The 9,300-nt window shown below is 72.0% G+C and carries 10 protein-coding genes; 8 read left to right on the forward strand and 2 right to left on the reverse strand.

Annotated features, from left to right (window positions below; genetic code table 11):
- Nucleotides 1–35 precede the first annotated feature (35 nt).
- The 4 genes from BBH68_RS23155 to BBH68_RS23170 are packed head-to-tail and all read left to right on the forward strand — an operon-like array spanning nucleotide 36 to nucleotide 4,523.
- Entirely contained in the window at nucleotides 36–2,621 is a 2,586-nt protein-coding gene (locus BBH68_RS23155) for a sensor histidine kinase (RefSeq protein ID WP_065965401.1), read from the forward strand.
- Nucleotides 2,618–3,301 carry a response regulator gene (locus BBH68_RS23160; protein WP_065965402.1) on the forward strand — a complete coding sequence of 228 codons (684 nt, stop codon included), beginning with the start codon at nucleotides 2,618–2,620 and terminating at the stop codon, nucleotides 3,299–3,301. Before BBH68_RS23155 ends, BBH68_RS23160 begins: the two co-directional genes overlap by 4 nt.
- A 31-nt stretch (nucleotides 3,302–3,332) precedes the next feature.
- Nucleotides 3,333–3,743: an OB-fold nucleic acid binding domain-containing protein gene (locus BBH68_RS23165; RefSeq protein WP_076970690.1), complete on the forward strand. Its 411-nt coding sequence runs from the start codon at nucleotides 3,333–3,335 to the stop codon at nucleotides 3,741–3,743.
- A 3-nt stretch (nucleotides 3,744–3,746) separates the two neighbouring features.
- Nucleotides 3,747–4,523: a DUF3159 domain-containing protein gene (locus BBH68_RS23170; RefSeq protein WP_065965404.1), complete on the forward strand. Its 777-nt coding sequence runs from the start codon at nucleotides 3,747–3,749 to the stop codon at nucleotides 4,521–4,523.
- 83 nt (nucleotides 4,524–4,606) lie between these two features.
- Here BBH68_RS23170 and BBH68_RS23175 read toward each other — a convergent pair whose 3' ends face one another.
- The gene (locus BBH68_RS23175; protein WP_065965405.1) at nucleotides 4,607–5,281 is read right to left on the reverse strand and encodes a potassium channel family protein; all 675 of its coding nucleotides are present in this window, start codon (nucleotides 5,279–5,281) and stop codon (nucleotides 4,607–4,609) included.
- On the reverse strand, nucleotides 5,278–5,946 hold the full coding sequence (locus BBH68_RS23180) for a potassium channel family protein (RefSeq protein ID WP_065965406.1): 669 nt from the start codon (nucleotides 5,944–5,946) through the stop codon (nucleotides 5,278–5,280). The genes BBH68_RS23175 and BBH68_RS23180 overlap by 4 nt, the downstream gene beginning before the upstream one ends.
- Nucleotides 5,947–6,545: 599 nt before the next feature.
- Between BBH68_RS23180 and BBH68_RS23185 the strand changes: the two genes are divergently transcribed.
- The 4 genes from BBH68_RS23185 to BBH68_RS23200 all read left to right on the forward strand — a co-directional run.
- On the forward strand, nucleotides 6,546–8,069 hold the full coding sequence (locus BBH68_RS23185) for an ATP-binding protein (RefSeq protein WP_065965407.1): 1,524 nt from the start codon (nucleotides 6,546–6,548) through the stop codon (nucleotides 8,067–8,069).
- Nucleotides 8,066–8,494, forward strand: coding sequence for a roadblock/LC7 domain-containing protein (locus BBH68_RS23190; RefSeq protein WP_065965408.1), 429 nt, complete (start codon nucleotides 8,066–8,068; stop codon nucleotides 8,492–8,494). The genes BBH68_RS23185 and BBH68_RS23190 overlap by 4 nt, the downstream gene beginning before the upstream one ends.
- Nucleotides 8,491–8,847, forward strand: a complete 357-nt coding sequence (locus BBH68_RS23195) for a DUF742 domain-containing protein (RefSeq protein ID WP_065965409.1) — start codon at nucleotides 8,491–8,493, stop codon at nucleotides 8,845–8,847. The genes BBH68_RS23190 and BBH68_RS23195 overlap by 4 nt, the downstream gene beginning before the upstream one ends.
- A partial coding sequence (locus tag BBH68_RS23200; protein ID WP_065965410.1) for a GTP-binding protein occupies nucleotides 8,825–9,300 on the forward strand: 476 nt, incomplete at its 3' end. The genes BBH68_RS23195 and BBH68_RS23200, both read left to right, overlap by 23 nt.

The following is a 9,300-nucleotide window of genomic DNA, read 5'->3' on the forward strand; positions in this document are numbered from 1 at the left end:
CGCGGGGCAACCGGCGCACCGGGGAAAATGGGGCCATGAAACGCGGCAGGCTTCGGATCTACCTCGGCGCGGCGCCGGGCGTCGGCAAGACGTACGCCATGCTGTCCGAGGGGCACCGGCGGGCCGAGCGCGGCACCGACCTCGTCGTCGGCTTCGTCGAGCACCACGACCGCCCGCGCACCCAGGTGATGCTGCGCGGCCTCGAAGAGGTGCCCCGCCGGGAGATCGAGTACCGCGGGGCGCTCTTCACCGAGATGGACGTGGACGCGGTGCTGGCCCGCCGGCCCGCCGTCGCCCTCGTCGACGAGCTCGCCCACACCAACGTCCCCGGCTCCCGCAACGCCAAGCGCTGGCAGGACGTCGAGGAGCTGCTGCGGGCGGGCATCGACGTCGTCTCCAACCTCAACATCCAGCACCTGGAGTCGCTGGGCGACGTGGTCGAGTCGATCACCGGGGTGCGGCAGCGGGAGACCGTGCCCGACGAGGTGGTCCGCCGCGCCGACCAGATCGAGCTGGTCGACATGTCGCCCCAGGCGCTGCGCCGCCGCATGGCGCACGGCAACATCTACAAGCCCGACAAGATCGATGCCGCGCTCTCCAACTACTTCCGGCCCGGCAACCTCACCGCGCTGCGCGAGCTGGCCCTGCTGTGGACGGCGGACCGGGTCGACGAGTACCTCCAGCAGTACCGCTCCGAGCACAGCATCCGCTCCACCTGGCAGGCCCGTGAGCGCATCGTCGTCGGGATCACCGGTGGCCCCGAGGGCCGCACCCTCATCCGCCGCGCCGCCCGGATGGCGGCCAAGGGCTCCGGCAGCGAGGTCCTCGCCGTCTACGTCGCCCGCAGCGACGGCCTGACCTCGGCGTCGCCCAAGGAGCTCGCGATCCAGCGCACCCTCGTGGAGGACCTGGGCGGCACGTTCCACCACGTCATCGGCGAGGACATCCCCAGCGCCCTGCTGGACTTCGCGCGTGGGGTCAACGCCACCCAGATAGTGCTCGGCTCCAGCCGCCGCAAGACCTGGCAGTACGTCTTCGGGCCGGGCGTGGGCGCCACCGTGGCCCGCGACTCCGGGCCCGACCTGGACGTGCACATCGTCACCCACGACGAGGTCGCCAAGGGCCGCGGTCTGCCGGTGGCGCGCGGCGCCCGGCTCGGCCGCACCCGGCTGATCGCCGGCTGGCTGACCGGGGTGGCCGGGCCGGTCCTGCTCACCGTGGCGCTCACCCACACCGGCGGCGCGCTCGCCACCGACGGCGGGCCGGGCTTCGCCAACGAGGTGCTGCTGTTCCTGTTCCTGACCGTGCTGGCGGCGCTGCTCGGCGGGCTGCTGCCGGCCCTCGCCTCGGCCGCCGTCGGCTCGCTGCTGCTCAACTACTTCTTCACCCCGCCCACCCACACCCTGACCATCGCCGACCCGCAGAACATCCTCGCCATCGCGGTCTTCGTGGCCGTGGCCGTCTGTGTGGCCTCCGTCGTGGACCTCGCCGCGCGCCGTACCCACCAGGCCGCCCGGCTGCGCGCCGAATCCGAGGTGCTGTCCTTCCTCGCGGGCAGCGTGCTGCGCGGCGAGACGAGCCTGGAGGCCCTCCTGGAGCGGGTCCGTGAGACCTTCTCCATGGACTCGGTGGCGCTGCTGGAGCGGGAGAGCGACGTCGCCCCGTGGACCTGCGCGGGCAGCGTCGGCGGCACCGGGGGAGCCCCGCCCGCCGAGCGGCCCGAGGACGCGGACGTCGATGTGCCGGTCGGCGACCACATGGCCCTCGCGCTCACCGGCCGGGTGCTGCCGGCCGCCGACCGCCGGGTGCTGGCCGCCTTCGCCGCCCAGGCCGCGGTGGTCCTGGACCGGCAGCGGCTTGCCCTCGAGGCCGAGCGGGCCCGTGACCTCGCCGAGGGCAACCGCATCCGCACCGCGCTGCTGGCCGCCGTCAGCCACGACCTGCGCACCCCGCTCGCCGGCATCAAGGCGGCCGTGTCCTCGCTGCGCTCCGACGACGTGGCCTGGTCCCCGGAGGACGAGGCCGAGCTGCTGGAGGGCATCGAGGAGGGCGCCGACCGCCTCGACCACCTGGTCGGGAACCTCCTCGACATCTCCCGGCTGCAGACCGGCACCGTCACCCCGCTGATCCGCGAGATCGACCTCGACGAGGTCGTCCCGATGGCCCTGGTCGGCGTCCCGGAGACCGGTGTCAGCCTGGAGATCCCCGAGGAGCTGCCGATGGTCGCCGTCGACCCCGGCCTGCTGGAGCGCAGCGTCGCCAACATCGTGGAGAACGCCGTGAAGTACAGTCCGGACGGCAGACCCGTGCTGGTGTCGGCCAGCGCCCTGGGCGACCGCGTGGAGCTGCGCGTCGCCGACCGCGGACCCGGTGTCCCCGACAGCGCCAAGGACCGGATCTTCGAGCCCTTCCAGCGGTACGGCGACGCCCCGCGCGGCGCGGGGGTCGGCCTCGGCCTCGCGGTCGCCCGCGGCTTCGTGGAGACGATGGGCGGCCGGCTGACCGCCGAGGACACCCCCGGCGGCGGCCTGACCATGGTGCTGAGCCTGCGGGCCGCCGCCGGCCGCGGGCCGGATGCGCCTCAGGACCGCGACGACACGAAAAGGCAGGCCGTCAGATGAACCGGGTGCTCGTGGTGGACGACGAGCCGCAGATCGTGCGCGCCCTCGTGATCAACCTGAAGGCGCGCAAATACGAGGTCGACTCCGCCTCGGACGGCGCCACCGCCCTCCGGCTCGCCGCCACCCGCCACCCCGACGTGGTCGTGCTCGACCTCGGCCTGCCCGACATGGACGGCGTCGAGGTGATCAAGGGGCTGCGCGGCTGGACCCGGGTCCCGATCCTGGTCCTGTCGGCCCGCCAGACCTCCGACGAGAAGGTCGAGGCCCTCGACGCCGGGGCCGACGACTACGTCACCAAGCCCTTCGGCATGGACGAGCTCCTGGCCCGGCTGCGCGCCGCGGTCCGCCGCGCCGAGCCCGTCGGGGCGGGCGGGGGCGCCGCGGTCGTGCGGACCGAGGGCTTCACCGTCGACCTGGCCGCCAAGAAGGTCACCCGCGACGGCGCGGACGTCCGCCTGACGCCCACCGAATGGCACCTGTTGGAGGTCCTGGTCCGCAACACGGGGCGGCTGGTCAGCCAGAAGCAGCTGCTCCAGGAGGTCTGGGGCCCGTCGTACGGGACGGAGACCCACTACCTGCGGGTCTACATGGCCCAGCTGCGCCGCAAGCTGGAGGCCGACCCCTCGCACCCGCGCCACTTCGTCACCGAGCCGGGCATGGGCTACCGCTTCGAGCGGTGAGGGCGTCCGGGGTCCCCGGTACGCTGGCCGTATGAGTGCCGTAGATCAGCCCTCTGGCAAGTCCGACAGGCCGGCCGGCCGCTTCCGGCGGATGCTGGACCGGCTGTCGAGCTCCCAGGAGGAGCTTCACTCCGCCGAGCTGCAGCAGGACGCGGAGGCCGCCGGCTGTACCAAGATCGGTGATTGCGGTGACCGCCAGATCGTCAAGGTGACCGGTACACTGCGCACGGTCACGCTGCGGCCACGGGCCGGGGTGCCCGCGCTGGAGGCGGAGCTCTTCGACGGCACCGCCGCCCTGGACGTGGTGTGGCTGGGCCGCCGCTCGATCCTCGGGATAGAGCCGGGCCGCAGACTGATCGCCAGCGGCCGGATCTCCATGAGCCAAGGCCGCCGGGTGCTGTTCAACCCCAAATACGAGCTCCGACCGCTCGGACAGGAGTAGCCGGTGACGGAAGACGACAAGCCGACCTCGGCCGAGGAGGATTCCGCCGCCGACCGGAGCAGAGCGGCGGCGGACACCGCGCTCCTGGAGGCGTTCGGCGGGGTGTGGGGCATGGTGGACACCACCGTCCCGGGACTGGTCTTCGTCCTGCTCTACACGATCAACCGCGACATCCATCTGGCGGCCCTGGTGTCGCTGGGGATCACGGTGCTCCTCGCATTGGCCCGGCTGATCCGCAAGGAGACCCTCAAGCACGCCTTCAGCGGGGTCTTCGGGGTCGCCTTCGGCGCGGTCTTCGCGATGATGTCCGGCGACGCGAAGAACTTCTACCTGCCCGGCATGCTCTACACGCTCGGCCTGGCCATCGCGTACGTGCTCTCGGCGGTCTTCCGCTACCCGCTGATCGGCGTGCTGCTGGGGCCGATGCTCAAGGAGAACCTCTCCTGGCGCACCCGCAACCCCGGCCGGTTCCGCGCGTACACCAAGGCCACCTGGGCCTGGGGCCTCATCCTGCTCGCCAAGTCCGCGATCCTCTTCCCGCTGTACTGGTGGGGGGACGCCACCCAGCTCGGTTGGGTCAAGGTCGCGCTCGGCATTCCGCCGTTCCTGCTCTGCGTCTATCTGACGTGGATATTCCTGGCCAAGGCCCCGCCGCCGATCGACGTCATCGCGGAGATGGAGGCGGAGGAGAAGGCCGAGCGCGAGCGGGAGCAGGCGAAGGCCGAAGCGCCCCTGAGCACGTACGAGAGCGTCCCTGAGCACCTACGAGAGCGCCCCTGAGCACGTACGGAAGCACCGGGCGGGCCGATGCGGCCCACCCGGCGCTTCGTCGTGTACGGGGGCGCTAGGAGCGCACGCGGGCGCTAGGAGGCGTCCGCGCGCTGGACGGACAGCAGTTGCTCCAGCTGCTCCTCGCGGGCCTGGGCCGCGACGAACAACAGCTCGTCGCCCGCCTCCAGGACGTCGTCCTTGGCCGGGGTGAGCACGCGTGTGCCCCGGATGATGGTGACCAGCGAGGTGTCCTCGGGCCACTCCACGTCCCCGACCCGGGTGCCGGCCAGCGCCGCCTCCGGCGGCAGCGTCAGCTCCACCAGGTTGGCGTCGCCGTGGCTGAAGCGCAGCAGCCGCACCAGGTCGCCGACGCTCACCGCCTCCTCGACCAGCGCCGACATCAGCCGGGGCGTGGAGACCGCGACATCGACGCCCCAGGCCTCGTTGAAGAGCCACTCGTTCTTGGGGTTGTTGACCCGGGCGACCACCCGCGGCACCCCGTACTCGGTCTTCGCGAGCAGCGAGACGACCAGATTGACCTTGTCGTCACCGGTGGCCGCGATCGCCACGTTGCAGCGCTGCAGCGCGGCCTCGTCCAGCGAGGTGATCTCGCAGGCGTCGGCCAGCAGCCACTCGGCCTGCGGCACCCGCTCCACCGAGATGGCCGTGGGGGCCTTGTCGACGAGCAGCACCTCGTGCCCGTTCTCCAGCAGCTCACCCGCGATGGAGCGCCCCACGGCGCCCGCACCGGCAATAGCCACCCTCATCGGCCGGCCTCCTCAGGTCCCTCGTTGAAGGCCGCCTCGACCTTCTCGACCTCGTCGGTGCGCATCATCACGTGCACCAGGTCGCCCTCCTGCAGCACCGTCTCCGAGGTCGGCAGCATCGCCTCGCCGAGGCGGGTGAGGAACGCGACGCGCACGCCGGTCTCCTCCTGGAGCTTGCTGACCTTGTGGCCGACCCAGGCGGGGGAGGTGTGCACCTCGGCGAGCTGCACCCCGCCGCTCGGGTCCCGCCACAGCGGCTCCGAGCCGGACGGCAGCAGCCGCCGCAGCATCTGGTCCGCGGTCCACCGCACGGTGGCCACGGTCGGGATGCCGAGCCGCTGGTAGACCTCGGCACGGCGGGGGTCGTAGATGCGGGCCGCCACGTTCTCCACGCCGAACATCTCGCGCGCCACCCGGGCCGCGATGATGTTGGAGTTGTCGCCGCTGCTGACGGCGGCGAAGGCACCGGCCTCCTCGATGCCCGCTTCGCGCAGGGTGTCCTGGTCGAAGCCGACGCCGGTCACCCGGCGTCCGCCGAACCCGGCGCCGAGGCGGCGGAAGGCGGTCGGGTCCTGGTCGACGACGGCGACGGTGTGTCCCTGCCGCTCCAGGGTCTGGGCGAGTGCCGCACCCACCCGGCCGCAGCCCATGATCACGATATGCATGCGACTACCCCGCACTCCTCACTACCGTGCTGAACCGCACAAACACCCTTCTCACATCTTCCTTCCAGGGCTACGGGGCGACAGCGGGGAGGTGCCCCGGTGCCGAGGCCGCGGGGCAGCGGAGGGCTGTCCGCCACGGCGTCTGTCACCACCGTATCCGTACTTGTGCGACTCGCCCGAGTCCCCTGCTCGCCTCCTGGTGGAGGGCGGTGTTGTACGACGTACAACGACCCGGAACCGGGACCGCCGCTTGCGAACGTTCGGTCGTGTCTCCGGGGTCCCGCCGCGCGTCCGCGGCCCCCGTCGTGGGGTGTGCCGCGCGGGTGGCGGGCGCGCGGCGGGGGGTATCGGGGCAAGGTGGCGGCGTGGTCGTATTTGTCCCGGCCTGAGGCATCGCCACCTTCCCGCCGCCTTCCCGATCTTCATGGGATCTTCACCGGAAAAGGCAAGGGTGCTGCGATAGTTCGAATCTTGTTGCGCGCATCGGACGCCCGCTCACCGGCGTGGCTAAGATGATCGCCGTATTCCGTTTCCTGGACGGGACATCAGGGCACTGAACCGTTCCTTCCGCGCCCGCGTTCTCCTGCACGAGGTTTCTGATGACAGATCACATATCGGAGGCGGTGAGCTGGTGCCTGGCCGTCGTCGTGCTCGTCGTCTTCGTCCTGCTGATGCGCCAGCGCACCATCACCGCCGGCGTGCGCAGGCGTAACGCCACGCTCGAGGACAGCCTGAAGGCGCGCGACGAGGAGCTCCAGCACCTGGTGGAGGTCCGCCTTCCGGTGATCGCGGACGCGCTCAGCCAGCCCTCCCCGCTGCCCGGACTGAGGGACGAGAAGCTGGCCGGTACCGCCTTCGCGCAGAGTCTGCACGGGGTCGTGGAGCTGTTCACCCGCGCGGTGGACAAGGCGCAGGCGAGGGCCGACGCCTCGGCGAAGGCGGCGCTCAAGGCCTCGATGCGCGCCATCCAGGGACTGGCCAACGAACAGCAGCTGTCGATCTCCCAGATGCAGGAGCGGCACGACAACCCGGATGTGCTGCGGGACCTCCTGGAGATCGACCACGCCAACTCCCAGTTCGGCCGCCGCGCCCAGGCCATCGCCGTGCTCTGCGGCTCCTGGCCCGGCCGCCAGCGCGTCGCCTCCTCGCTGACCGACGTGGTACGGGGCGCCAAGTCGCGGATCCGCGACTACCGGCGGGTCCAGGTGCACGCCCTGGTCGACGTCGCCGTGGTCAGCCGGGCGGTGGAGCCCGTGGTGCTCGCCGTCGCCGAGCTGCTGGACAACGCCGCCCGCCACTCGCAGCCCAACACCAATGTCGAGGTCAGCCTGCAGCCCGTGCACAACGGCGCCTGCATCGTGATCGACGACGCCGGCGTCGGCATGGACGGTCAGGAGGTGCAGCGCGCCGCCGCGCTGCTGTCCGGGGAGCGCGCCGTCGACGTCGTCCGGCTCGGCGACCCGCCCCAGTTCGGCTTCGCCGTCATCGGCCTGCTCGCCGCGCGCTACGGCTTCAGCGTCTCCGTGGACACCAGGTCCCCGTACGGCGGTGTGCGCGCCGTGCTGTTCCTGCCCACCGAGCTGCTCACCCACGTCGACGCCGAGGAGCCGGGCGGCCGGGCGGCCGTCGGGCAGGAATCGCAGCAGTCGGGGCTGCACACCCTCCCCTCCCTCCCGACCCGCAAGACCCGCGCCCGCCGGTCCGAGCCCGCCGCGGAGCAGGCGGCCTACCAGCAGGCGGGCTATCAGCAGGCGATCCCTCACCAGCAGGCGGGCCCCTACCGGCAGGCCCCGCACCAGCAGGCGGCACCCCAGCCCGCAGCGCCCGCCCCGGCGCCCCAGGCCCCCTCCGCACCGGCCCACCCGTCGGTGATCGAGGAGGCGTCACGTACGTACGGCTCGACGGCCGGTGGACTGCCCAAGCGCCGCCGTCGGCAGCCCGCCGCCCAGTCGGCGGACGACTGGACCACGGCCGCCCCGGAGCCCGACACCGGCTCGCACCGCGTCCGTTCGGCCGAGGAGACGGCCCACCGCATGGGTGCCTTCGCACGCGGCACCCGCTCGGGCCGGGCCGGAAACCAGGACGCCGCCCCCCAAACCGAAGAAGGGAACCGCCAGGCATGAACGACCACATAAACAACGAGCTGGGCTGGATGCTCGACGAGGTCGTGAGGATGCCGGAGGCGCGCCACGCGATCCTGCTCTCGGCGGACGGGATGCTGCGGGCGCACTCCGAGGGCATCGCGCGCGACGAGGCGGAGCGCCAGGCCGCCGCCCTCTCCGGCCTCCAGTCGATCAGCCGCTCCACGGCCGAGTTCTGCGACCGGGAGGAGACCCCCTGGCAGCAGACGCTTGTCGAGTTCGTCGGCGGCTATGTCTTCCTGATCGCCGCCGGACCCGGCGCCTACCTCGCGGTCTCCGCGACCGAGAACGTGGACATGGAGGCGGTCAGCTACCGGATGCAGAAGCTGGTCGACCGGCTCGGCAAGGAGCTGACCAGCCCGCCCCGCCAAGGCGCCCCCCGACAGGGCATCGGCAGCCCGGCATGACCCCCGGCAGGCGCGAACGAGGACTGGTACGGCCGTATGTCGTGACCGACGGCCGTGCCTATCCGACCCGCAACACCTTTGACCTGGTGACCCTGGTCATGGCCCACCCCGACCGGCCGCTCGCCGGGCTCAGCCCCGAGAAGCGCCGGGTCATGGAGCTGTGCCTCGGCGGCGCCCTCTCGGTCGCCGAGGTCGCCGGGTACCTCGAGCTGCCGGTCAGCGTCACCAAGGTCCTGCTCGGCGACCTCGTGGACAGCGGCCACATCTCCACCCGGTCGCCCATCCCCGCGGCCGAGTTGCCCGAGATCCAGCTCCTGCAGGAGGTGCTCGATGGACTCCGCGCTCGCCTCTGACAACGCGGTCTACCTGCCGACGACCGTGCGAACGGCGGTGAAGCTGCTGGTCGTCGGGCACTTCGCGGTCGGCAAGACCACCTTCGTCGGCGCGCTGTCGGAGATCAAGCCGCTGCGCACCGAGGAGACCATGACCCAGGCCGGCGCGTTCGTCGACGACCTGACCGGGACGGAGGACAAGACCACCACCACCGTGGCCATGGACTTCGGCCGCCTCACCCTGAGCGAGTCGCTGGTCCTGTACCTGTTCGGCGCCCCCGGCCAGCAGCGCTTCACCCGGCTGTGGCAGGACATGACGCGCGGGGCCCTGGGCGCCCTCGTCCTCGCCGACACCCGGCGGCTCGAGCAGTCCTTCCCCGTCATGGCCATCCTCGAGGAGCACGGGCTGCCCTACGCCGTGGCCGTCAACCACTTCGAGGGCGCGCCGCACTTCGCCGAGGCGGAGGTCCGGGA

The sequence above is a fragment of the Streptomyces sparsogenes genome, from assembly GCF_001704635.1.
Taxonomy (GTDB): Bacteria; Actinomycetota; Actinomycetes; order Streptomycetales; family Streptomycetaceae; genus Streptomyces; species Streptomyces sparsogenes.